Origin of the sequence: Bacillus sp. 105MF (assembly GCF_000374885.1) — a bacterium.
GTDB classification, from domain to species: domain Bacteria; phylum Bacillota; class Bacilli; order Bacillales; family Bacillaceae_G; genus Bacillus_A; species Bacillus_A pseudomycoides.
This window is the reverse complement of sequence record NZ_KB895583.1, coordinates 35,781-56,812: the sequence shown is the minus strand read 5'-3', so window position 1 is coordinate 56,812 and position 21,032 is coordinate 35,781. Positions and strand designations below refer to the sequence as shown.

23 protein-coding genes and 1 pseudogene are annotated in these 21,032 nt (G+C 35.0%); 13 read left to right on the top strand and 11 right to left on the bottom strand.

Features of this window, described 5'->3' with window-relative positions:
- Positions 1 to 26: 26 nt before the first annotated feature.
- The 7 genes from C564_RS0122235 (at position 27) to C564_RS0122205 (ending at position 3,995) form a co-directional block, all read left to right on the top strand.
- A complete protein-coding gene (locus tag C564_RS0122235) occupies positions 27 to 290 on the top strand; it encodes a metal-sensitive transcriptional regulator (RefSeq protein ID WP_003195373.1) in 264 nt (87 codons plus the stop codon).
- A gap of 176 nt (positions 291 to 466) precedes the next feature.
- Positions 467 to 1,597, top strand: a complete 1,131-nt coding sequence (locus C564_RS0122230) for an MBL fold metallo-hydrolase (RefSeq protein WP_018766892.1) — start codon at positions 467 to 469, stop codon at positions 1,595 to 1,597.
- Positions 1,598 to 1,627: 30 nt separating this feature from the next.
- Positions 1,628 to 1,855: a sulfurtransferase TusA family protein gene (locus tag C564_RS0122225; protein WP_018766891.1), complete on the top strand. Its 228-nt coding sequence runs from the start codon at positions 1,628 to 1,630 to the stop codon at positions 1,853 to 1,855.
- Between the two features lie 60 nt (positions 1,856 to 1,915).
- Positions 1,916 to 2,284, top strand: a complete 369-nt coding sequence (locus C564_RS0122220) for a rhodanese-like domain-containing protein (RefSeq protein WP_018766890.1) — start codon at positions 1,916 to 1,918, stop codon at positions 2,282 to 2,284.
- A 14-nt stretch (positions 2,285 to 2,298) separates the two neighbouring features.
- Entirely contained in the window at positions 2,299 to 2,595 is a 297-nt protein-coding gene (locus tag C564_RS0122215; RefSeq protein WP_003195383.1) for a rhodanese-like domain-containing protein, read from the top strand.
- A gap of 91 nt (positions 2,596 to 2,686) precedes the next feature.
- On the top strand, positions 2,687 to 3,166 hold the full coding sequence (locus C564_RS0122210; RefSeq protein ID WP_003205932.1) for a DsrE/DsrF/DrsH-like family protein: 480 nt from the start codon (positions 2,687 to 2,689) through the stop codon (positions 3,164 to 3,166).
- Between the two features lie 49 nt (positions 3,167 to 3,215).
- Positions 3,216 to 3,995, top strand: coding sequence for a sulfite exporter TauE/SafE family protein (locus C564_RS0122205; protein ID WP_018766889.1), 780 nt, complete (start codon positions 3,216 to 3,218; stop codon positions 3,993 to 3,995).
- Between the two features lie 112 nt (positions 3,996 to 4,107).
- Here the strand turns inward: C564_RS0122205 and C564_RS0122200 are convergent, their stop codons facing one another.
- The 3 genes from C564_RS0122200 to C564_RS0122190 form a co-directional block, all read right to left on the bottom strand.
- Positions 4,108 to 4,548: a YbjN domain-containing protein gene (locus C564_RS0122200; protein WP_018766888.1), complete on the bottom strand. Its 441-nt coding sequence runs from the start codon at positions 4,546 to 4,548 to the stop codon at positions 4,108 to 4,110.
- 159 nt (positions 4,549 to 4,707) lie between these two features.
- A complete protein-coding gene (locus tag C564_RS0122195; RefSeq protein WP_003195393.1) occupies positions 4,708 to 6,120 on the bottom strand; it encodes an LCP family protein in 1,413 nt (470 codons plus the stop codon).
- A 629-nt stretch (positions 6,121 to 6,749) separates the two neighbouring features.
- Positions 6,750 to 8,405: a Na/Pi cotransporter family protein gene (locus C564_RS0122190; protein WP_018766887.1), complete on the bottom strand. Its 1,656-nt coding sequence runs from the start codon at positions 8,403 to 8,405 to the stop codon at positions 6,750 to 6,752.
- Between the two features lie 379 nt (positions 8,406 to 8,784).
- Between C564_RS0122190 and C564_RS0122185 the strand changes: the two genes are divergently transcribed.
- Complete coding sequence (locus tag C564_RS0122185; RefSeq protein ID WP_018766886.1) at positions 8,785 to 9,036, top strand: hypothetical protein; 252 nt, start codon at positions 8,785 to 8,787, stop codon at positions 9,034 to 9,036.
- A gap of 21 nt (positions 9,037 to 9,057) precedes the next feature.
- Here the strand turns inward: C564_RS0122185 and C564_RS0122180 are convergent, their stop codons facing one another.
- On the bottom strand, positions 9,058 to 10,260 hold the full coding sequence (locus C564_RS0122180) for an MFS transporter (protein ID WP_018766885.1): 1,203 nt from the start codon (positions 10,258 to 10,260) through the stop codon (positions 9,058 to 9,060).
- A 320-nt stretch (positions 10,261 to 10,580) separates the two neighbouring features.
- Between C564_RS0122180 and C564_RS33715 the strand changes: the two are divergent.
- Both C564_RS33715 and C564_RS0122170 read left to right on the top strand, forming a co-directional pair.
- Positions 10,581 to 11,669: pseudogene (locus tag C564_RS33715) on the top strand (DUF871 domain-containing protein).
- 119 nt (positions 11,670 to 11,788) lie between these two features.
- Positions 11,789 to 12,325, top strand: a complete 537-nt coding sequence (locus C564_RS0122170) for a YcxB family protein (RefSeq protein ID WP_155896289.1) — start codon at positions 11,789 to 11,791, stop codon at positions 12,323 to 12,325.
- A 32-nt stretch (positions 12,326 to 12,357) separates the two neighbouring features.
- Here the strand turns inward: C564_RS0122170 and C564_RS0122165 are convergent, their stop codons facing one another.
- From C564_RS0122165 to C564_RS0122155, 3 genes are read right to left on the bottom strand one after another with little or no spacing between them, the layout of a single operon-like run.
- Complete coding sequence (locus tag C564_RS0122165) at positions 12,358 to 13,515, bottom strand: ABC transporter permease (RefSeq protein WP_442852605.1); 1,158 nt, start codon at positions 13,513 to 13,515, stop codon at positions 12,358 to 12,360.
- 26 nt (positions 13,516 to 13,541) lie between these two features.
- Positions 13,542 to 14,216, bottom strand: a complete 675-nt coding sequence (locus C564_RS0122160; RefSeq protein ID WP_018766880.1) for an ABC transporter ATP-binding protein — start codon at positions 14,214 to 14,216, stop codon at positions 13,542 to 13,544.
- A complete protein-coding gene (locus C564_RS0122155; RefSeq protein ID WP_018766879.1) occupies positions 14,213 to 15,313 on the bottom strand; it encodes an efflux RND transporter periplasmic adaptor subunit in 1,101 nt (366 codons plus the stop codon). The genes C564_RS0122160 and C564_RS0122155 overlap by 4 nt, the downstream gene beginning before the upstream one ends.
- Before the next feature lie 234 nt (positions 15,314 to 15,547).
- On the opposite strand from C564_RS0122155, the gene C564_RS0122150 reads away from it, so the two are divergent.
- The 3 genes from C564_RS0122150 to C564_RS0122140 all read left to right on the top strand — a co-directional run bounded on the left by C564_RS0122150 (position 15,548) and on the right by C564_RS0122140 (position 18,353).
- The gene (locus C564_RS0122150) at positions 15,548 to 16,282 is read left to right on the top strand and encodes a YwaF family protein (RefSeq protein ID WP_018766878.1); all 735 of its coding nucleotides are present in this window, start codon (positions 15,548 to 15,550) and stop codon (positions 16,280 to 16,282) included.
- Positions 16,283 to 16,484: 202 nt separating this feature from the next.
- The gene (locus C564_RS0122145; RefSeq protein WP_018766877.1) at positions 16,485 to 17,345 is read left to right on the top strand and encodes an ABC transporter permease subunit; all 861 of its coding nucleotides are present in this window, start codon (positions 16,485 to 16,487) and stop codon (positions 17,343 to 17,345) included.
- Between the two features lie 3 nt (positions 17,346 to 17,348).
- Positions 17,349 to 18,353, top strand: a complete 1,005-nt coding sequence (locus C564_RS0122140) for an ABC transporter permease (protein WP_018766876.1) — start codon at positions 17,349 to 17,351, stop codon at positions 18,351 to 18,353.
- A 42-nt stretch (positions 18,354 to 18,395) separates the two neighbouring features.
- Here C564_RS0122140 and brnQ2 read toward each other — a convergent pair whose 3' ends face one another.
- From brnQ2 to C564_RS0122120, 4 genes are all read right to left on the bottom strand, one after another.
- Entirely contained in the window at positions 18,396 to 19,715 is a 1,320-nt protein-coding gene (brnQ2, locus tag C564_RS0122135; protein ID WP_018766875.1) for a branched-chain amino acid transport system II carrier protein BrnQ2, read from the bottom strand.
- A 238-nt stretch (positions 19,716 to 19,953) separates the two neighbouring features.
- Positions 19,954 to 20,523: a spore coat protein CotJC gene (gene cotJC / locus C564_RS0122130; RefSeq protein ID WP_003195416.1), complete on the bottom strand. Its 570-nt coding sequence runs from the start codon at positions 20,521 to 20,523 to the stop codon at positions 19,954 to 19,956.
- 12 nt (positions 20,524 to 20,535) lie between these two features.
- On the bottom strand, positions 20,536 to 20,799 hold the full coding sequence (locus C564_RS0122125; protein ID WP_003195420.1) for a spore coat protein CotJB: 264 nt from the start codon (positions 20,797 to 20,799) through the stop codon (positions 20,536 to 20,538).
- Positions 20,800 to 20,807: 8 nt separating this feature from the next.
- Positions 20,808 to 21,023: a spore coat associated protein CotJA gene (locus C564_RS0122120; RefSeq protein ID WP_016113226.1), complete on the bottom strand. Its 216-nt coding sequence runs from the start codon at positions 21,021 to 21,023 to the stop codon at positions 20,808 to 20,810.
- Between the last annotated feature and the right edge of the window lie 9 nt (positions 21,024 to 21,032).

Below are 21,032 nucleotides of genomic sequence, written 5' to 3'. Positions count from 1 at the left end.
TATTAAAGTATTGAGGTGATAGCACGTTGGAATATAATCAAGATATTAAAAATAGGTTGAAGCGAATTGAAGGACAAATTCGCGGTGTACTTCGAATGATTGAAGAAGAAAAAGATTGTAAAGAGGTTATTACACAATTAACAGCATCTCGCTCTGCTATGGATCGCACAATTGGATTAATTGTAGGAACGAATTTGGAAAACTGTTTGCGAGAACAATTTGAAAAAGGCGATACATCAAATGAAGATTTAATTAAAGAGGCTGTACAACTGCTTGTGAAAAGCAGATAATCTGTCAAACGAATGTGTTGACAGATTTTAAAAAGCATTTTAACATACCCGTACAGGTATATGTATATTGAGTGATGTAGTGGTAAGCTACTACAGAAAAAGAATAAGAAAAAATTTGAGTAGGGCAGTTAACTTTTAATTTTTTTAACAAAATTTATACCATAGGGGGTAAGGTAGTGGGTGCTATAGGATTACAAGCGAAAGATATTGCTGAGAAAGTTTTATTTGGAGAATTATTTATTTTAGATGTTCGTAATGAAGTGGATTATGTGGATTGGAAAATTGAAGGGAAACAAGTTTCTTCTATTAATAAACCATACTTTGATTTGTTAGAAGGCGTAGAAAGCATCTTGGAAGAGTTGCCAAAGGAAAAAGATATTCTTGTTGTATGTGCGAAAGAAGGATCTTCCAAGTTTGTTGCTGAGCAACTTATAGAGGCTGGTTTGAAAAATGTTTATTATTTAGCTGGTGGTATGAAAGCTTGGAGTGAATATGTGAAGCCGATTAAAGTAGGGGATTTAAAAGATGGTGGCAGCGTGTATCAATTTAACCGTCTTGGAAAAGGATGTTTGTCCTATATGGTTATTTCAAATGGGGAAGCTGTAGTCATTGATTCTATACGAACAATTGAAGCATATGAGGAGTTTGCAAAAGAACAAAGTGCTATGATTACAAACGTTATGGATACACATTTACATGCCGATCATATTTCTGGTGGTCGTAAGTTAGCACAGAAGGTGAAAGGTACGTATTGGTTACCGCCAAAAGATGCTGAAGAAGTTGTTTTTTCTTATGAGCCACTTGTTGAAGGGATTGTCATTCAGGTGGGAGAAACAAAAATTGCTATTGAGACGATCTATTCACCAGGTCATACAATTGGAAGTACATCATTCATTGTAGATGATGTTTATCTTCTATCAGGTGACATTTTATTTGTAGATTCTATTGGTCGTCCGGATCTTGCGGGCAAAGCGGAAGACTGGGTAAGTGATTTGCGTAACACTTTATATAAACGTTATAAAACATTATCTCAAGATTTGATTGTTTTACCAGCGCATTATTCGAAAGTAAGCGAATTGGATGAGCAAGGGCGGGTTCGTGCAAAATTGAAAGATCTATTTAAACGAAATGCAGGATTAAATATTGAAGATGAGTTGGAGTTTCGAAAAACAGTTACAGAAAATTTACCGCCCCAGCCGAATGCATATCAAGATATTCGTCAGACGAATATGGGGAAAATCAATCCAAGTGTAGAAGAAGAGCGCGAAATGGAAATTGGCCCAAACCGCTGTGCGGTGCACGATTAATAATAAAAAAATATGTTGGAGGTATAGAATATGAATGCAAAACAAGTATTAGATGTGAAAGGCTTAGCATGCCCAATGCCAATCGTAAGAACAAAAAAAGCTATGGAAGCTTTACAATCTGGAGAAGTGCTAGAGGTTCATTTAACAGATAAAGGTGCAATAAAGGATATTCCAGCTTGGTCAAAAACAGGTGGACACGAAGTACTACAGCATATGGAAGAAAATGGTGTACTGAAGTTCTGGATTAAAAAGGCGTAAAATAAAAAGACCTGCTCTACGGATACGAATTGTATAGAGAAAGATTGGAGGAGATGGTGTATGAGTGCAAATGTAGTATTCAATATTGTTTTAACTATACTTGATGCTTGGTTTATCATTTCTCGCTTTTTACCGGTTAAGGGAGTTAAAAATATAAACGGGAAAGAACTAAAGACGGAGATGAATAAAAAAAATAAACAATTTATTGATGTTCGTACACCTGGTGAATTTAGAGGGAATCATATTCAAGGGTTTCAGAATATCCCATTAAATGAGTTAGCACAAAAAGCGAGTCATTTAGATAAAAACAAAGAAGTAATTGTAATTTGTCAAAGTGGAATGAGAAGTAAACAAGCAACAAAAATGTTAAAAAAATTAGGCTTTCAACATATTACGAATGTCTCAGGTGGTATGAATGCTTGGAATTAAGGAGGAAATGAAAAATGAAGGAAATAACAGCAAAAGAATTAGAAAATAAATTGATGAATCATGAAGTATTACACGTTATTGATGTTCGTGAAGTGGAAGAGGTGATGGAAGGGAAAATTCCGGGAGCTATTCATATTCCACTTGGTCTGTTGGAATTTCGCATGCATGAATTAGATAAAAACAAAGAATATATTATGGTGTGTCGCTCTGGTGGGAGAAGTTCACGAGCTGTTCAGTTTTTAGAAAGCTATGGTTTTGGGGTTATAAATATGACTGGTGGTATGTTAGATTGGGAAGGTAAAATAGAATAATACGGAGTACGACGCAGGGTTCTTTTATAAATAAAGGCTTTTGTATATTTCGTAAAATACCCATATAGGTATATTGAGGTGGGGAGTTAACATGGAGAAAAAGAAAAAAACAACGATTGTTTTGTTTAGTGGAGATTACGATAAGGTGATGGCAGCTTATATTATTGCCAATGGTGCAGCGGCGTATGATCAAGAGGTGACTATTTTCCATACGTTTTGGGGATTAAATGCACTTCGAAAAGATGAATATGTAAAAGTAAAGAAAAACTTCTTAGAGAAAATGTTTGGAAAGATGATGCCTCGCGGTGCAAATAAGATGGGCTTATCTAAAATGAATTTTGCCGGTATGGGCCCTCAAATGATTAAGCATGTTATGAAAAAGCACAATGCTATGCCGCTTCCAGATTTAATTGATATGGCAAAAGAGCAAGGTGTTAGGCTTGTAGCTTGTCAAATGACAGTTGATTTATTAGGACTAAAAGAAGAAGAGATTATGGAAGATGTTGAATTTGCTGGTGTGGCAGCTTATCTAGCAGATGCTTCTGATGGAAATGTGAATCTATTTATTTAAAGGTAATTCATTAAAGAACGCCTTCTTTCTAGAAGGGAGAAAAATAAAGATGAGCTTCAGTTTTATGATTGTAATCTTTCTTATTGGTTTTGTTGGTTCATTTATATCAGGAATGGTTGGTATTGGCGGTGCTATTATTAATTATCCGATGATTTTATATATTCCTGTGCTATTAGGGTTTACTGGTTATACGGCACATGAAGTAAGTGGTATTACAGCTATTCAAGTGTTTTTCGCAACATTTGCAGGTGTATGGGTTTATCGGAAAAGCGGTTATATAAATGAAACATTGGTGCTATATATGGGAACGAGTATTTTAGTGGGAAGTTTTGTCGGGAGTCTAGGTTCAAGAGTATTAGATGCAGGGCAAGTTAATATTGTATATGCTATTTTAGCTACGATAGCAGCTATTATGATGTTTATTCCGAAAAAAAATCGCAGCGAGCTTCCTTTAGAAGCATTGACGTATAATAAAGGATTAGCTAGTGTTTTAGCATTTATCGTAGGTACTTCTTCTGGTATTGTTGGAGCAGGCGGTGCATTTCTACTTGTGCCAATTATGCTTGTCATTCTTAAAATCCCTACACATATGACAATTGCAACTTCATTGGCAATTACTTTTATTTCATCTATCGGGATTACAATTGGAAAAGTAACTACAGGACAAGTGGTAGTACTGCCGTCTATAATGATCGCGATTGCAAGTTTAATTGCTTCACCGCTTGGAGCAAGTATAGGGAAGAGGTTAAATCAAAAAATATTGCAGTGGATATTAGCGATATTGATTGTTTCAACATCTATTAAAATTTGGATGGATATCGCATTGTAATATGATTTTTGGGAAGTGTATTACCAGATATTACTGGATAGATATTTTAAGAAGAAGGTTAGTATAGAAAGAATGTAAGAACGCCACTAGAGAACCAGTGGCATTCAAGTTATTAAGCCCAAATAAGTTTCATTAATCTTTCATATTCATCATTTGCAGCTTTATATAATAGTCTAGTATGCTCAAATACAAGGGCAGGGTTAAAGTATGGTTCTGTAAATACAAGGGAAGTTGAAATATCAATGGAGTCGCTGTTACTAATTGTGAATTTTGCGAATCTATATGCTGTATTTAGTTCGTTGATTAAATGTAATATTTCGCTTTTCTTGGCTGAATCAGGAACTTGAGCGACATTGAAGCAATATATATCGACAGTAGGATGCTCGTTATGAAAGGCAGCGATAAGACGAATTTTTGCACCACTCTCTGTTTCTAAGTTTACTGAAAAAAATACAGAGCCATCATTCTCATCTATGTTTTCTTCCATATGTATTTCATTGGATTGTAGATAATCTTTAAAGTCTGAAACGTTATGCTTTACTGCGGCTTTCATATGTTTGTGCCTCCTGTTAATTAGAATATAATTCTACCTTTTATTATAATTTAAAGATATTGAAATTGATAGTTAAAAAAATTAGAATTTTTGTTGTTTTCAAAATTATATTAGGGTGTATAAAAACCCAGCTCTATCTCTATAGAGCTGGGTTTTTTATTAATTTTTATTCGATGTTGTCTCTGTGTCTTCATCGTTATTGTTATTTTTTTGGTTAGTAGAATTTTGACGATTATCGTTATCGTGATTTGTATCTTTTGTTTTCTCATTCGATGATGTTTTGGTCTCTACGTTTTCATCGTTATTGTTACTTTTTTGGTTAGTAGAATTTTGACGATTATCGCTATCGTGATTTGTATCTTTTGTTTTCTCATTCGATGATGTTTTGGTCTTTACGTTTTCATCGTCATTGTTACTTTTTTGGTTAGTAGAATTTTGACGATTATCGTTATCTTGTTTCGTATCTTTTGTTTTCTCAGAGCTTGTTTTTTTCTTGTTCTCTTTATCATCAGAATCAACTTTCTTATACTCAGATAGTCCAAGATGAGTACGAAGTTGTTTTGTTAAATCGTCTAAATCTTTTTCTACTGGCACATAATAATACGTACCACCATCACTTGCACGACCGCATTCTTTATCACCAGCTGACATATAACAATCTTTACCATTAATTTGTAATTTTTCAAGTGAAGAATCTGAACCGTATTTATAGAATGATAACATATCATCGAATGTTAAGTTTGTAACGAACTGTCCATTAATGTGATCAATAATATTTCCTACTTTTGTTACAGAATCAATGTTTGTTAGTTTTTTCAGAATGGCTTCGATAACAAGTTGTTGACGTTGACCACGCATTGCATCACTATCAATATGGCGTGTTCTAGCAAGAGCAAGAGCTTCTTCACCGTTTAATTTTTGAACGCCTTTTTTCAAGTGGATTGCACCTGCATTATCGTTACTATCTTGTTCAGTAAATTCAACAGGAACGTCTACTTCAATACCACCTAAATCATCCACAATTTTTATAAATGATTTAAAGTTGAATTTTACAAAGTAATCAACAGGAACGTGGAGTAAATCTTCTACCGCATCAATACTAGCTTGCGGGCCACCAGCTTTTCCATTTTTAGCCGAACCAAATGCATGTGCATGCGTAATTTTATCCATTTTCTTTTCTATTGGGATATAAGTATATGTGTCTCGTGGAATACTTAAAAGTTTTACAGTTTTACTATCTTTATTAAAAGTTGCAAGTAACATTGCATCTGTTCTTATAGCAGCACCGTATTCTTTGCCACGGACATCGCTTTCATCAACGCCCATGATTAATACAGATACATTGTTAGAAATAGGTTTAACTGCTTTATCACGTAAATCTGATTTATCACCGCGTGCTAAATCGTGGGCGGCATTAAAAACAGCAGAGGATGCTTTATTTACTAAAAACCAAGTATAACCGCCTCCTACTATTAAAAATAATAAGAGAGCACTTAGAATGATTTTTGTTTTTTTCTTTCCTTTTTTCTTATTATTTCGTGTATTTTCTTGCAAAGATGGGTTTTGATCCATTTCATATACTCCTTCATTTGGATTGAAATACGATACTCATATCACCTAATTATAATGAATGTTAGCGAAAAAGAACATTACAAATCATTTACATTTCGCTAAAATCTGATTTATTTTACGAAAAGTCAGATTTTTCCGCCTTTCGTAAAGTGAATTTTAGGAGAATAAGCAATAGAACAATTATAATTTGTCGTATTAGAAATAGAAATACATATTATGAAAAAATAATAAAGAAGTAAGATTTGTTGAAATATGTTCAAGAGGAAGATTATATTACATTCTTCTATAGGCCTTATATAATGAAGTGAAAAAACTGTTTGTTAGGAGTGAAGGAGATAGACATAATGAATCATACATCATTTCGAGCAATTCTTATAAATGAAAAGGAAAAAAATCAATTATAAAGTGATAGAAGACATGGGATTGCCATGTCTTCTATTCGATTAAATCCATTTTGATTTGTTGGCATATAAGTCGCTGCTATGAAAACAAAAGGAGACCTGCACTCGTTTTCTCTCTTTGTTTTCACTCGTCATGGGGCTAAAAAAGACCCTGACCGCTTCTATGCAAGGACGGACGCTCTTTCTCACCAAAAAAGAAAGATTTTATATCAGTTTTTTCAATTTGTATTATAGTGTTTGTTTTAATGCAACTTTCCCTTGTTCCCCTAAAACTCCATCTGCAATATTTACAGCGTGATCACCGATACGCTCTAAATTACTTACCATATCAATAAAGATGATGCTTGCATCACCTGAGCAACTACGTTCATTCAGGCGTAGCACGTGGCGCTTACGTAATACACGTTCCATTTGGTCAATTTTACGTTCTTTCGTAATGACCGTTTGTGCAAGTTCAGTGTCGAAGTTTGTTAAAGCTCCAATTGCATCTTGTAATGTTGAAATTGTTAGTTCAAGCATTTCATTTAGTTCCGCCATTGCTTCATCTGATAGTGTGACACGGTTAGAAATTTGGGAGTCCACAAGTTCTACAACGTTTTCTACATGGTCGCCAACGCGTTCAATATCTCCGACAACAGACGCTAAGACAGAATGTTTTTCGGAATCCATTGGTGAAAGTGGTTTTTCAGAAAGTAGCACTAAATACTCCGTAATTTTTCTATCTAAGTTGTTAATAGCACCCTCTAGTTGAGTTGCCATATCAGCATGTTTCTTTTCTTTTGTATTTAAAAATTGAGTTGCTTCTTTTAGGCCGTGTAATGAGAACTCTGCCATACGAATAATCTCTTTTTGTGCCTCTGTTAAGGCGATAGCAGGAGATTGTTCAATAAAGATTGGATTTAAATGCTGCGGTTTAAAGTCAATAGCGGCATCTTCTCCGCGAATAATTTTTGTTACAATCCACGCTAACACTGCAATGAATGGAAACTGAATAATCGCATTCGTTACGTTGAATGTTCCATGCGCAACAGCAATTGTCATTTCTGGATTTAAGTTTAACGATGTTTGGAAATATTGAATTAAGTTTGTAAATGGTACTAATAAAATTGTAAAGATGATGGTACCAACTATGTTAAAGATAACGTGTACTAATGCTGCGCGCCTTGCTGCAATAGAAGTACCAATCGCTGCTAATACAGCGGTAATTGTTGTTCCGATATTATCACCAAACAGTACAGGTAGAGCAGCTTTTAAATCGATTGCACCTTGGCCGAATAATTCTTGTAAGATTCCAATTGTTGCACTTGAGCTTTGTACAATTAATGTAAAGATTGTACCTACGATAACTCCTAGGACTGGGCTGTTACTCATACTAACAGTTAATTCTTGGAATGATTCTAAAGAGCGTAGTGGCTTCATACCTGTGCTCATTAATTCTAAACCGAAGAATAACATACCAAATCCGAAGACGACTTGTCCAAGAGATTGTACTTTTTTATTTTTAAAGAAGAATAGTAAGATTGCTCCAACTGCCATAATTGGAAGAGCATATTCTCCGATTTTAATTCCGATAATAAATGCTGTAACAGTTGTACCAATGTTAGCACCCATAATAACGCCAATTGCTTGTCTGAGCGTCATAAATCCAGCACTTACAAGTCCAACTGTTAAAGCGGTTGTTCCTGAGCTAGATTGAATCAGTACGGTAACTAACATACCTGCTAGTACGCCCATAAGTGGGTTAGTTGTAAAACGATCGAGAATGTCACGTAGGCGATCACCAGCTGCTTGTTGCAGACCGTCTCCCATGTACTTAATCCCAAATAAGAAAATACCTAATCCACCAATAAACTGGAAGATCATGTCTTGAACATTAAATTCCACGCATTTCACTCCTTAAATTTCATGTACGGTGTAATTATTAACTAAAATTTGAGGTGGTGTAAATGATATCAATGTAAACTTTACATTAAATTTACAAAGGGATAAAAAGTTTACATTTATTTAAAGAAACCCCTGGATTTAATTGGTTTTAATGCGTTATATAGGGTTGTATTGTAAAGAAATAACATTTAATTTGGAAGTTCTTTGTATACTTTTTGTTTAACGTAAAAAAATATGCGAAGTAAATAGTGTCTTAGAACTATACAATTTGAATATTTATATGTAAATATTCAAATTGTTATAATATGAGAGGATAATATATATCCAAATAAAGAGGATATAATCAAATTCAGAATTAAGTATAGGCGTGGAGAAAATAATGAAATATGCATCTACTGTGTTAATGATAATATTCGTTTTATGTGGAGCTATTGTTACGTTTGATAATAATGGTGTTGGGACTTTTACATTTACAAATATAAGAAGTAATGTATTGCAAAAGGCAACCATTCAATTAGCTGGAAATAAAGTGTTGTTAACAACTAAAATAGTTGCTTCTGGAGAGTATGGATCTGAGACTTATTTTGGAGACAATGTAACAACAAATTTAAAGTATCATCGAGATAGATAAGGGTTAGAAAAAGCTGCTGGGTTATCCAGCAGCTTTTTCATTCTTTTTATCCATCTGTTTTTGTTTTCGTATATTTGTAATGTAAATAAAGAGAAACGCGATAAGTAATACAGAAGAATAACGATATACAGTTGCATAGTCTGTAAAGTGTGCGATGAATCCGAAAATAATTGCACCTGCCCCAATGCCGAGGTCAAATGCCGAGAAGAATGTTGCGGTAGCAACGCCGCGGCGATGCGGAGCTACACGGTCAATCATCCATGCTTGTAAGGCCGGCTGAATAGCGCCGAATCCACTTCCGTAACAGCTTGCTGCAATGATTAAACTTGGTATTGTTGTTGTATACGATAACAGAATAATTCCTGTAAATGTTAAGATAACACCGGGAATAATAACAAATGCATGGCCTTTTACATCGTATAGTCTTCCTGAGAAGGGACGTGTTACAGCGATGGCAAGGGCGTTAAATAAGAAGAAAAGGCTAATATCAGCGATACCGACTTGCGTAGCAAATAACGTGATAAAGCTCCCAATTCCTCCGTACATTAATGTAATACACAATATTAATAATGAAGGAAGTAAAGCTTTCTTTTCGATAAACCCATCTAAAAATGATTCATGTGCTTGGTGAATTGGTTTTTCAGTTGCTTGAATTTTGAGTAGCTTTGTTAATATTAATGAAACGACTGTGCAAGATAGTGCACATAAAAAAAGAATCGTAAAGCTATAAGTCTGCATGAGCCAGAGGCCGATAAGAGGACCAAGTGCCATAGCGATCGTTCCAGAGAGGCCGAAATATCCCATACCTTCACCACGACGTGCTGCAGGAATTAAGTAAGAGACTACAGTCCCATATGTGGTCGTTGTAATACCAAAACCAGCTCCGTGTAAAATGCGAACAGCAAGAAGAAGAAAGACAGTGGAGGCAAATAGGTAGCTGCCCATCGCTAGTAGGCAAATTGCAGTACCAGTCATTAAAATCAGTTTTTCACTAAATTTTTGCAGTGCATTTCCAGTGAGAGGCCGAATAATTAAAGCTGCCACAGTAAACATTCCAACAACAAATCCGATGTTTGAACTTGTGCCACCAATTTCTTTCACGTAAACAGGTAATGTTGGAATTAACATTTGAAAGCCTAAAAACATACATAAGTTTGCTAAAATGAGCGCAATAAATTCTTTTGTCCATAATGGTTCTCGTTTTACGAGTGCTGCTTCTCCCATATATTCATCCCCTAAATATTTTTCTCTGTTCTTTCGAGTATATGTAGTGGTCAATGTACCAGTCAAGAAAGGTGAACTGAAATGATGTAACAATTTTTTGGGGCGAAAAAATTTGCGAATTTGTGTAAATGCTACACAAATGCTCTTAAAAAAGGTAAAGTATAGATGTATAGTCTGCTAGTTGTTAAGATTGATAGAGATGTTTTTTTGAAAAGAAAGCGGATTCAAACGGATAGTAAAGTAGAAGGGGATTTCTACTACTTTACTATATATATTTGAAAGGGTTTACAAAATGATGATGAAGAAAGAGGCGTATATGCATGAGACGATTAGGTATTTCTATTTATCCAGAACATTCTACAGTAGAGAAAGATAAGGAATATTTAACATTAGCACATCAATATGGTTTTACACGTGTATTCACATGTTTATTATCAGTGGATGGAGAAAAAGAGAACATTGTTAAAGAATTTAAGGAAACGATTTCGCATGCGAATGAATTAGGTTTCCAAGTACTTGTTGATATTAGTCCAGCTGTTTTTGAACAGCTTGGTATTTCTTATAACGATCTCTCATTCTTCCACGAATTAGGTGCATATGGTATTCGTCTAGATGTTGGTTTTTCAGGATTAGAAGAATCCATTATGACATATAACCCATATGGATTAAAAATTGAGATTAATATGAGTAACGGTACGAAATATGTTGATAATATTATGAGTCATCGTCCGAACTGTGAAAATTTAATTGGTTGTCATAACTTCTATCCACATCGTTATTCTGGTCTTTCTTATGATCATTTTATGAAATGATCATAACAATTTAAAGATTATGGCATGAGAACTGCTGCCTTTATTACATCATTTGATGCGACATATGGTCCATGGCCAGTAACCGAAGGGTTATGTACAATCGAACAACATCGTGAATTGCCAATGACAACGCAGGCGAAACATTTATTTGCAACAGGATTGATTGATGATGTAATCATTGCGAATGCATATGCATCAGAAGAAGAATTAAAGGCGCTCGGAGAAGTAAATAAAGAAAAGCAAACGTTTGATGTAGAGATTTATGAAACAACAACAGAATTAGAAAGAAAGATTGTAGTAGAAGAACCGCATTTTTATCGCGGGGATGTGTCTGAATATATGATTCGTTCAACACAAAGCCGTGTGAAATATAAAAAAGAAGAGTTTAAACCTCATAATACAAGACCGATTAAACGTGGCGATATTCTCATTGATAATGAACAGTATGGCCAGTATAAAGGAGAATTACAGATTGCTTTAAAAGATATGGTTAACACAGGAAAAACAAACGTAGTTGGCCGTGTTGTAGAAGAAGAGATTTTCTTATTGGACTATTTACAGGCTTGGGACAAGTTTGGATTTGTGCTAAAGAAATAATATGTTTATATAAGAAGCCATCATGAATATGGTGGCTTTTTTGTCGAGAAAAATCTAGGGGACTATAAATGTATAGATGATACAATAAAAGGAACTTTTAGTAGGAAATGGGTGAAGAAATGCAAATAGAATATACGTTAACAAAACAAGATTTTATTGCATTTAATCTACATTATGCAAGGCATTCTAAAACAGTAAAGCGCTCTTTAGTTCTTCAGCATTATATTGTAGCTATTATTCTGTTTGCTGTTCCACTTAGTGTTTTTTTATTTGGACCACCAGATTATAAATCGATGGATTTACCTTTTATTTTTTTACTAGCAGGGGTTATATGGATCGTGTTTTATCCTAAGTGTTTCTATAAACTTATTGAGAGAAATATTAAGAAAATGCTTCGGGAAGGAAGCTATGACAATTTAATAGGTAAGCACAATGTACAAATAACGGATGAGGGAATTATTGAAACAAATAATGGTGGAGAGACAAAGCTAAATTGGACAGGAATCAAGAAGGTAGAAGAAAATGAGGCATATATTTTTATTTATGTAAGCTCGATGAGTGCAAATATTTTTCCTAAACATGCTTTTGCCCACGAGAATAGTAAGAATAAGTTTATGAGAAGCTTGCAAGCTGGTATGGAATCTTCAAGAATATAAAAAAGGTTGCCTTATGATAGGCAACCTTTCGTTTATTCATATCGTAAGCACTCAATCGGATCAAGCTTCGCAGCTTTATTAGCGGGTAGTAAACCGAATAGGATACCGATTAGCATAGAAAGTGCGACAGAAATCAGACCTAGTTTTATTGAAACAACAAGTGGCCATCCTGCAAATATTGCGACAATCCAAGCGAAGAAAATACCGAGCATAAATCCGATGAATCCGCCTAATGCTGTTAAAATACAAGATTCAATAAGGAACTGTACCAATACTTTTCCGCGCGTTGCACCAAGTGCTTTACGAATACCAATTTCACGCGTACGTTCTGTTACAGAAACGAGCATGATATTCATAACGCCAATACCACCAACTAAAAGTGAAATTGCGGCAATGCCACCGAATACGCTTTTTAATATACCTGTAAAGCTATCAATCTCTTTTAATGCTTCCTGTGGATCTGGTACTTTAAATTTTCCTGTGTGCTCTGGTTTTTTCGCATCATTTAATGATTTTACAACTGCATCTTGCACAGCTTTCTTATCTTGACCTGGAGCGATTTTTACTGTTAAGCCGTCATAATTATTTTTCCCAAATAGAACAGGCCAGTTGTCAGCAGAGATAGCACCTTCTTTAAACTCCATGCCACCCATCATTGCTTTGATAGAATATACACCCACTACTTTATAAGGAGTACCTTTTATATCAACATATAAACCTTCCTCCCAAGAAGGGAACAATTTATCAAATGCATCTTTGTGTAATACGATTGTATGTTCAGGTTTATCTAAATCAGCGGCAGTGAACAACCTGCCGTGCTCAAGTTTGAAGCGAGATGTATCTTCAAAGTAATCGCCTTTTACACCAGTTATATCAATATCTAATTCTTTTTTTCCGGCATATACTTTCTCTTTTCCTCTAACATCAGGATATACATCTTGAACACCAGAAATTTTTGAGACATTGTCATACATGCTTGCAGATATTTTTCCATCCATATCAGAATAATCTTCTGTTGTATAGTTTACTGAAAATTGATCCTTTTTTTCTTTGCCAATTTGTTCACGGAACTTTGCGTTTGTTCCATCTCCGATTGAGATGATTGTAATAATCGCACTAACCCCGATAATAATCCCCAACATCGTTAAAATAGAACGCATTTTATGCGCAAATATAGAGGAAAGGGCCATGCGTATATTTTCGTTTGTGTTCAAAATTAACCTCTCCAATCTTGGACGATATTTCCGTCACGAATTACAATTTGGCGTGCTGCCGCTTCCCCAATTTCACGATCATGGGTAATCATAATGATTGTTGAGCCTTGTTTGTTTAATTCGTAAAAGAGATCCATAATTTGTTTACTTGTCTTTGTATCAAGCGCGCCAGTTGGTTCATCAGCTAAAATGAACTTTGGATTATTTACAATTGCACGAGCAACGGCAACACGCTGTTTTTGTCCACCAGATAATTCATTTGGCAAATGCGTGGCACGATCTGCTAGACCTACTTTTGTTAGTGCAGCTAATGCACGTTCACGTCGTTCTTTTTTATCTACTCCAGCGTAGATAAGAGGTAATTCTACGTTTTGTAGTGCATTGAGACGTGGGAGAAGCATGAAGTTTTGGAATACAAATCCGATTTCTTTATTACGAATATGAGCTAACTCCGTTTCAGACATGTTTGAAATGTTCTGTCCAGCTAACGAATAAGTTCCACTTGTCGGCTTATCTAAGCAGCCGATAATATTCATTAATGTTGATTTACCAGAACCAGACGGCCCCATGATAGAAGTAAATTCGCCTTGATTAAGTGTTACATCAATACCATGTAAGATTTGAACTGTTTCTTCACCGTTTTGAAAGGCTTTCGTGATGCCTCTTAAATCAATCATTGGGCGTTAACCTCCATACCATCTTTTAAGTCTTTTTCTGGTTTAGAGATGATTTGGTCACCTTTTTTTACGCCAGAAACTTTCGCTTCGCCATCTGTTTCAAATTCAACAGTAACAGCTTGTTCCTTTGCCTTACCGTCTTTCACGATAAATACAACATTTTTATCACCTTTTTTCACAATGCTGCTTTTTGGAACAACTGTACCAGTTGCTTCACCAGACTTGCTTGTTACGTATACGTGGAATCCAGTTTGTAGCTCTTCATTATTATCTAATGTAACGATAAATTGATAGTTAGATACTGTCTTGTTTTCATCCATGCTCTTTACTGGTGTTGTACCGATTTCAGTGACTTTTCCAGTCCATTTTTTTCCTGGTACCGTTTTGGATGTAACAGTTACTTCTTGCCCAACTTTTACTTGGGCTAATTCATATTCTGATAGCTGACCTTTTACTTTAAGAGGACCGGCAGTGCGAAGGGTAATGCCGCTCATACCTGTTTTTTCATTCGCATTTTTTGCAATTTCTTCAATTACGCCATCAGCTGGGCTTGTTACAGAAAGTGTAGTGAGTTTTTCTTTGTTTGTTTGAATCATTTGATCAGCTTTTTCAACTTCAAATTTTTTCATTTCAAGTTGTGATTCAAGTTGTGTGATTTCAGTTTCTGTTGCTTTTAGCATCTCCCCAGGTGAACCGGCATTTTTATCTTTTTGTAATTTTTGTTTTGCTGCATTTAGTTGTTTGTTTAATAATTCTACTTCTTTATTAGCAAGTTTTTTTTGCATTTCGGCTTCTGTTACACCTAACTTCATGGAAGGATCATTATATTTAAAAAGTAGCTGTCCTTTTTTTACTTCATCGCCTTTTTTAACAGATAGCTCATATGTCCCTTTTGATGGATCAAATGCGATTGTTTCAATACCATTTGGAATGACTTCGCCACCAAATTTTTGTGCATTTTCAATTTGCTTTTCTGATACTTTATAGCTGCTGTAAGCTTTCGCTACATCGCCACCGCCAGCAAAAGCAAAATATGAACCTGCTGCGATTCCAATTGTTATTAAACCAGTAATGATTACTTTATTTTTCTTTTTCATTTATTTATCACCTTTTCGCTCGTTTTTGTATCTGTTTTCAGTATAGAAGAGAGAGAAAATATGACAAATCGTTTTAGCTTACAATAACATTACAGTTTTGTAAGGTTAGCGTATGGAGAGAAATAAGGTTGAGAATTTGTATATCTGGAGCCTTTTCATTTAGGGGGAGAGCAGATTGGTTGACGAGCCTTTTCTTTCTTACAATAATATTTATGAAGGAAAGGAGTGAGGAATATGGAAACGTACTTTGGAGCATTTCCGGTAGAGCCATTTGTTCCGTATTCAAAACAACATGTCATTATACTACTTCTTATCGGTATAGGAGTGTATTTTCTATATCATTTTCAGGATATACTTCGTCAAGAACAATGGAATATGATGGTTCGATATGCGATTGCTTTTTTATTTGTTGGAAGTGAAATCGGACTTGATGTGTGGCAAGTGAAAGCTGGAATTTTTCAGTTGAGTACATCATTACCATTTGAGTTATGTACCATTAGTTTAGTATTAGCAACAATAATGGTTATTACAAAAAGTTATAAAATATACGAGATTGTCTTTTTTACTGGGATAATCGGGGCATCACAAGCAATCTTAACCCCAAACTTACAGTATGCATTTCCGCATTTTCGCTTCATAGAATATTTCATCGCACATGTATTACTCATTTTAGCACCGCTCTTTATGACATGGGTAGAAGGGTATAGGCCGACTTTTCAATCAATCAAGCGTACGATGATTTTTTTAAACATATTGATTCCAATTGTTTCGTTTGTGAATTATAAAACCGGTGGTAATTATATGTTTTTGGCGTATAAACCAGAAACGGCTTCATTACTTGATATGTTAGGTCCGCATCCATACTATATTATTTCATTAGAAATCGCTGCGTTTATAGGGTGCTTATTATTGTATATGCCATTTGTTAGAAATGAAAAACGCGTGCATAAAGAATCACTAGGATCATAATCTAGTGATTCTTTTTTGCAGAAAATATTTACAATTCTGAAAATTGTTTATAAAATAAAGTGAAACTCTAATCACTGGGGGGCATCCCACACCTAACTTCTTTGCTTTTGCTGAATTTTGAGGTGGGGGTTTTACTGCCCGTTAATGCGGGGTAAAGCGGAGTATCAATAGAATGGAAATTTGTATAGAGAGAAGGGGGAAAATGACAAGAAAGGTGATTTCAAATGGAATAGAGATTACAGTGCAATTTATTCTTTCTGTTATTGGTATTATTTGTTTAGGTGCTCTTCCAAAACTATTCGAAGGCTTACATATTAATTTTTCACAGTATGTACAGGCTTTAAAGATGTCAGTTATGAAACTGATAGATGTTCCAAACTTAACGTATGGGATGAATCGGCCGTTATTTCCACAGCTATTTATTCATTATAAAGAAACGATGATTCTTTTTTTAGCTTCATTTTTTATTTCATTATGTATAGCTTTCTGCATTGTATATATGATGATGAGAAGTCGTTCGCATATACAGCGGCGCATTAAAACATTTCTGCTTTTTCTTGAGTCCATCCCAGACATTCTTCTTATTATCGGATCGCAAATTCTTGTTGTATGGTTTTTTCAAAAGACAGGTTTTTTACCTATTAAAATTGCTGCGCTGAGAGGAGAGTCCATTCGGGGTTTACCTATTATTTGTTTAAGTATTCCCACTACGATTATGTTTGTAAAGTTATTACTCCTTCGTTTTGAAACAGAATTAGAAAAAGATTATGTATTATTTGCACGGGCGAAAGGGTTTGATCGTTTCTATATTTTAAATCGTCATGTATTGCGGAATGTGTTGCTTAGTACATTGTTTTTTGCGAAAACAAATATTTGGTTTATGTTATCAAATTTGTATATTATAGAATGGCTTTTTAACACACATGGTATTTTTGTATTCATTAAAAATTATCAACCGATTGAAGTTTTTACAATGAGCATCTTACTTATTTATATCCCGATCTTTGTTCTATTTAAGTCATTTCATTATTTCGTTCCAGATGCGATGAAAGAGAGGGCGTAAGAGATGTGGAAATATATAAAGCGCGATAAAAAGTTTTGGTTTAGTATTTTATTTCTTGTCGTGTTAGTTGGACTTAGCATTGGGAATACATTGTGGAATGGAGGGCATATTCGCCAAGTTTCGCTGCAATATGACGCGCAAGGAAATGTAGAAGCTCCACCATTTTCGCCTTCATCAAAATTTTTATTAGGAACAGATCGAAAAGGTTATGATCTTTTACATTTAGTCATTGAAGGGGCGAAGTGGACTATTGGTATATCCGCTTTTATTGCGATGATGCGGGTGGTTTTAGGTCTCTTTTTTGGTGTTATATTAGGAACCTATGTAAAAAGAGGGTTTTCAAAAATTGAAGCGTTTTTTGATAGCTTTACAGTTATTCCAACTGTTATGATTGCATATTTCTTTCTTCAGTTTGCAACTAGTTTTGTGAATGGAGCAGAGACGACTAGTTTCTTTGAGAGAGCATCATTTCAAGTCATATTGTTTATTGTGCTTGCACTTCCTACAATTTCTCTCTATATTGCGAATGAAGTGCAGAAATTACAAAAGGAAGAGTTTATAGATGCTGCTCGTATATTAGGCGGAAGTAGAAGGCGTATTGTTGTGAAACATGTGTTTCCGCACTTATATATGACGTTTGTACTTGTATTGATGCAGCAGTTTATTCAAACGTTGATTCTTTTTCTTCATTTAGGATTACTTGAAGTGTTTTTTGGAGGGACGGTCCAGTTTGGAGGAATGGTCAAAGAGCTAGATTCTTACACACATGAATGGTCTGGTTTAATAGGTGTATACTTTCGCTCTCTATCAGTGCATCCATGGATTCCGCTCGTACCAATTACTTTTTTTGGACTCACTATCTTCTCAGGGAATATGATTGTAAGAAGTATAGAGGATGCGATAGCAAAAGTAAGGTTAGGAGAAATGAACAAAGACGAGGAAGTAGAAGAAGTAAAGTCTATTTCACTTCCTAAAGAAGAGTTATTTACATTTAAACATACGATGTAAAAGAAAAGAAGCAGGCATTTTTTAGAATGCTTGCTTCTTTCTTTATTTAGTAGAAACTTCACCTTCCGTTTGTGTCTGCGGGATAAAGTATCCGACAATACCTCCAATAATTGCTGGGACAATCCAGCCAATCCCTAATTTGTAAAAAGGAATTGTGCTCGCAATAGATGTAATAGCAGCTGGCATCATTCCCACATTATCAAGCGCGTGAATGCAGCTAATAATGAACGCAGCAATCATTGCACCGATGTATACAGATGGTTTACGCTTCGTATATTTATCAATAAATGATACGAAAATTAAAATGATTGTAATTGGATAAAGAATAATTAACACAGGTAATGTAATTTTGATTAATAAGCTGAGTCCTAGATTGGAAACAATAAAGCTAAAAATACAAACATATAATACAAGATTTTTATAAGAAACATTTGTTAATACGGTTGTGAAATAGTTGGCAAATGCACTGACTACACCAATAGCTGTCGTTAAGCAAGCAAATATAATTGCGATGCTTAGCAAAATATTACCGCTTGTCCCAAATAATTGGTACATAACAGTTGCTAATAGCTGGCCGCCATTTTCAAATTGTCCTAGGTTTCCATTTGATGCACCGATGTATCCAAGTAAGAAATAAACGACTGTTAAAAGGAAAGCAGCAATGCTTCCGCAAATAATTGTGTACTTTGCAATGGAGGCTTTTTCCCTTACACCGTTTTGACGAATAGCATTTACGACAATTGTCGATAAAACGAGAGCGCCAATCGCATCTAATGTTAAAAATCCTTCTAAAAACCCTTTGAAAAATGGAATCTCTTTATAGTCGCCAACAGGAGGAACAAACGAACCTGTTGGTGAAAGAATCACTTTTGTTGCCATAACCGCAATAATACCAAGTAAGATTGGTGTTAATATCTTCCCAATATGATCAACTAATTTGGATGGGTTTAATGATAAGAAGTAAACAACAGTAAAGAAAATAAAGCTAAATAGTAACATGGAATACCATTGGTCCTGAAAAAGCGGTGCGATTCCAATTTCATAAGAAACAGAGCCAGTTCGTGGAATAACAAATAGTGGGCCGATTGAAAGGTAGATAATAATAGCTAATACTGCTGCAAACTTTGGATGAACACGGCTCGCTAAACTTTTAAAACTACCACCTGCAAGAGCAACGGCGACGATTGCTAATAATGATAAACCTACATCTGTAATAATAAATCCTGAAATAGAAACCCACATGTTTTCTCCTGAAGAAAGCCCAAGAAGTGGCGGGAAAATCATATTACCAGCGCCGAAAAAAACTGCAAATAGCAATAAGCTAATGGAGAGAATTTGCGATGGCTTTAAAGTTGTACGCATGTATAGAAAATCCTCCTAAATATCTTTTTGTCGAAAATTCAAATAATTTGTCGAGTAACTGTTATAATTTTAATCGTCTGATGACTAGAAAGCAACAGGAAACTTTAAAAAATTTTAAAAATAATGCGTTAAATTGAATAATTATGCCTTTTTGGAAAAACATCGGTATGGAAGTTAGGGAAAGATAGATGGACAATAAAAAATACACATATCAATAGGATATGTGTAGCTGAAAAAATTAAAAATAAATTTTTCGATCGCGTTCTTCTTTTAAAATTTCAACAGCTTCGCGGAAACGCTGGGAATGAACGATTTCGCGCTCACGTAAAAAGCGGAGGCTATCATTTATATCAGGATCATCTGATAAATCAATGAGCCACTGATAAGTTGCTCTTGCTTTTTCTTCTGCAGCAATGTCTTCATATAAGTCTGCAATTGGATCACCTTTTGCTTGTATGTATGTGGCTGTAAACGGAACGCCGCCTGCATTGTGATAAAATAGTGCACTATCATGATTAGCGTACTGAGCATCTAGTCCAGCTGCTTTCATCTGCTCAGGGGTCGCGTCTTTTGTTAATTTATAAATCATTGTTGCAATCATTTCAAGATGAGCAAATTCTTCCGTACCGATATCTGTTAATAAACCTATTACTTGATCAGGAATCGTGTAGCGCTGGTTTAAATAACGGAGAGCAGCTGCCAATTCCCCATCTGCACCACCGTACTGCTCAACTAATAATTTTGCAAGTGCTGGATTACAAGTACTTACTTTTACAGGGTATTGCAATTTTTTCTCATATATCCACATATTTTCTCTCCTTTATATTTGCCATGGCCAAGGACCTTTACTCCATTCCCACGGAGCATTAGAGTAGCTATTACCAAACTGTTGGAGTGGGCCATACTTTTCTTCAATTTTTTGCTTTTGCAATCTTCTTTTATAGGAAAAATCATTAAATTGATTTATCGCTGTAACATCATCTGGATGAGTATCTAGATAAAGCGTAAGTTCAACTAATACAAAATCGAGTTCTTGCAACTCTTTTATCCATTCATAATATTCATCTGGCAGTGTTTGAGTCACGATTCTTGTCACCTTCCTTTCTTATGGGGGCTTTCATAATAATCATAAAGAGCAGGCCATAAAGTGCCTTTTTGTAAGGCGTCTCTTGGAGGGAATTGTGGTAAATTAGTTGGTTGGAATCCCATATATAAATGAGGAGGGGTTGAATAAAATCTCTTTCCAATCGGCGGACAAGGATCTTTTGGACTATGGTAAGGTGTGTAAGATTTCATAAATTTGTCCATAATGCAAAC

Bases quoted from the DNA above. Each gene is read 5' to 3' on its own strand.
- C564_RS0122215 (WP_003195383.1), top strand. From the start codon at position 2,299: ATGAAGGAAATAACAGCAAAAGAATTAGAAAATAAATTGATGAATCAT.
- cotJC (WP_003195416.1), bottom strand. From the start codon at position 20,523: ATGTGGATATATGAGAAAAAATTGCAATACCCTGTAAAAGTAAGTACT.
- C564_RS0122195 (WP_003195393.1), bottom strand. From the start codon at position 6,120: ATGGATCAAAACCCATCTTTGCAAGAAAATACACGAAATAATAAGAAA.
- C564_RS0122145 (WP_018766877.1), top strand. From the start codon at position 16,485: ATGACAAGAAAGGTGATTTCAAATGGAATAGAGATTACAGTGCAATTT.
- C564_RS0122120 (WP_016113226.1), bottom strand. From the start codon at position 21,023: ATGGACAAATTTATGAAATCTTACACACCTTACCATAGTCCAAAAGAT.
- C564_RS0122205 (WP_018766889.1), top strand. From the start codon at position 3,216: ATGAGCTTCAGTTTTATGATTGTAATCTTTCTTATTGGTTTTGTTGGT.
- C564_RS0122210 (WP_003205932.1), top strand. From the start codon at position 2,687: ATGGAGAAAAAGAAAAAAACAACGATTGTTTTGTTTAGTGGAGATTAC.
- C564_RS0122225 (WP_018766891.1), top strand. From the start codon at position 1,628: ATGAATGCAAAACAAGTATTAGATGTGAAAGGCTTAGCATGCCCAATG.
- brnQ2 (WP_018766875.1), bottom strand. From the start codon at position 19,715: ATGCGTACAACTTTAAAGCCATCGCAAATTCTCTCCATTAGCTTATTG.
- C564_RS0122185 (WP_018766886.1), top strand. From the start codon at position 8,785: ATGAAATATGCATCTACTGTGTTAATGATAATATTCGTTTTATGTGGA.
- C564_RS0122220 (WP_018766890.1), top strand. From the start codon at position 1,916: ATGAGTGCAAATGTAGTATTCAATATTGTTTTAACTATACTTGATGCT.
- C564_RS0122140 (WP_018766876.1), top strand. From the start codon at position 17,349: ATGTGGAAATATATAAAGCGCGATAAAAAGTTTTGGTTTAGTATTTTA.
- C564_RS0122155 (WP_018766879.1), bottom strand. From the start codon at position 15,313: ATGAAAAAGAAAAATAAAGTAATCATTACTGGTTTAATAACAATTGGA.
- C564_RS0122160 (WP_018766880.1), bottom strand. From the start codon at position 14,216: ATGATTGATTTAAGAGGCATCACGAAAGCCTTTCAAAACGGTGAAGAA.
- C564_RS0122180 (WP_018766885.1), bottom strand. From the start codon at position 10,260: ATGGGAGAAGCAGCACTCGTAAAACGAGAACCATTATGGACAAAAGAA.
- C564_RS0122170 (WP_155896289.1), top strand. From the start codon at position 11,789: ATGCAAATAGAATATACGTTAACAAAACAAGATTTTATTGCATTTAAT.
- C564_RS0122150 (WP_018766878.1), top strand. From the start codon at position 15,548: ATGGAAACGTACTTTGGAGCATTTCCGGTAGAGCCATTTGTTCCGTAT.
- C564_RS0122165 (WP_442852605.1), bottom strand. From the start codon at position 13,515: ATGGCCCTTTCCTCTATATTTGCGCATAAAATGCGTTCTATTTTAACG.
- C564_RS0122200 (WP_018766888.1), bottom strand. From the start codon at position 4,548: ATGAAAGCCGCAGTAAAGCATAACGTTTCAGACTTTAAAGATTATCTA.